Source organism: Nitritalea halalkaliphila LW7 (genome assembly GCF_000265075.1).
GTDB classification, from domain to species: domain Bacteria; phylum Bacteroidota; class Bacteroidia; order Cytophagales; family Cyclobacteriaceae; genus Nitritalea; species Nitritalea halalkaliphila.
On record NZ_AJYA01000121.1, the window covers coordinates 1 to 1,610 of the forward strand.

Here is a 1,610-nt window from a genome sequence, read left to right on the forward strand (position 1 = left end):
GCAGGAGAGACGCTTAGCTTGAATTTGGTGGTTCGCAGCGCGGATGGCTTAGCTGATGGCGTGGTGATCGTGGCGCAAGCGCGCGGTACTGCGGCAGCGGATCCGAGAGGGGAGCAGTTGAGCAATGAGGTGCGCGTGAATGTGAATGCCTTACGTGTGGCGAATTTGGAAGTGCTGAAGACGCCTGCGGCACCACGCGTGCTGGCGGGTGAGTCGATTACCTACACGATTCGAGTACGCAATATAGGAAATGCGGCAGCGCGCAATGTGTTGGTGACGGATGCACTTCCTGCGGGAACGGTGTTCGAGAGTGCGAGCATGGGCGGGACTTTTGCTGCCGGCACGGTGAGTTGGAACATCGCCGAGATCGCGGCAGGTGGAGAGGCTACGTTGACCTTAGTTTTAGGAATCCCGGCTAATACGGCAGCGGGTACGGTGATCCGTAACGTAGCGGTGGCCAATAGTGCGGATGATCCAGATGGTCCGAAGGAAAATGCGCCGGATCCAGATAATGATGTGACGGTGGATACTGCTGCGACCTTAGCCATAGCGAAAACGACTGCTACTCCGAATGTGGTGGTAGGAGAGACGTTTACGTACACGATCACGGTGACGAATAACGGCCCAAGTGATGCCCAGCAGGTGGTGGTAACGGATGCCTTGCCGGCAGGAGTGAGCTTCGTGTCTGCGGATACTGGCGGCAGCTTGGATAATGGAGTGGTGAGCTGGACTGTAGGCACTTTGGCCGCAGGCGCGTCGGTCAACCTGAGCTTGGAGGTTCGCTTGGCGTCGGACTTGGCGAATGGCACGGAGGTGAGCAATGTCGCCGAGGTGAATAGCCCTACGGATGCGGGATCTCCACGCGTATCTGCCCTGCGGTGATTACGGCGGTGAATGAGCGCGCGACCTTAGAGCTGGTGCTTGCGGCGACTCCGCTGACGGTGACCTCAGGGGATGAGATCACCTATACCTTAGAGGTGCGCAATACAGGAAATATCGGTACGGGCGAGGTGAATGTGACCTTGCCGCTACCGAATGACACGCAGTTTATTTCGGCGACGGAGGGTGGTGTCTTGGATGGCTTGAATGTCAACTGGGCACTGGCTAATGTTCCGGCAGGAGAGACGCTTAGCTTGAACCTGGTCGTACGCAGCGCGGATGGCTTAGCTGATGGCGTGGTGATCGTGGCGCAAGCGCGCGGTACTGCGGCAGCGGACCCGAGAGGGGAGCAGTTGAGTAATGAGGTGCGCGTAAATGTGAATGCCTTACGTGTGGCGAATTTGGAAGTGCTGAAGACGCCGGCGGCACCACGCGTGCTGGCGGGTGAGTCGATTACCTACACGATTCGAGTACGCAATATAGGAAATGCGGCAGCGCGCAATGTATTGGTGACGGATGCACTTCCTGCGGGAACGGTGTTCGAGAGTGCGAGCATGGGCGGGACTTTTGCTGCCGGCACGGTGAGTTGGAACATCGCCGAGATCGCGGCGGGTGGAGAGGCTACGTTGACCTTAGTTTTAGGAATCCCGGCTAATACGGCAGCGGGTACGGTGATCCGTAACGTAGCGGTGGCCAATAGTGCGGATGATCCAGATGGTCCGAAGGAAAAT

2 protein-coding genes are annotated in these 1,610 nt (G+C 57.9%); both read left to right on the top strand.

Going from position 1 to position 1,610, the window contains the following annotated elements; all coding sequences use genetic code 11:
* On the top strand, nt 1-882 hold an 882-nt coding region (locus A3SI_RS16720; protein ID WP_009057882.1), incomplete at its 5' end, for a DUF11 domain-containing protein.
* Nucleotides 883-890: 8 nt separating this feature from the next.
* On the top strand, nt 891-1,610 hold a 720-nt coding region (locus A3SI_RS16725), incomplete at its 3' end, for a DUF11 domain-containing protein (protein ID WP_162098490.1).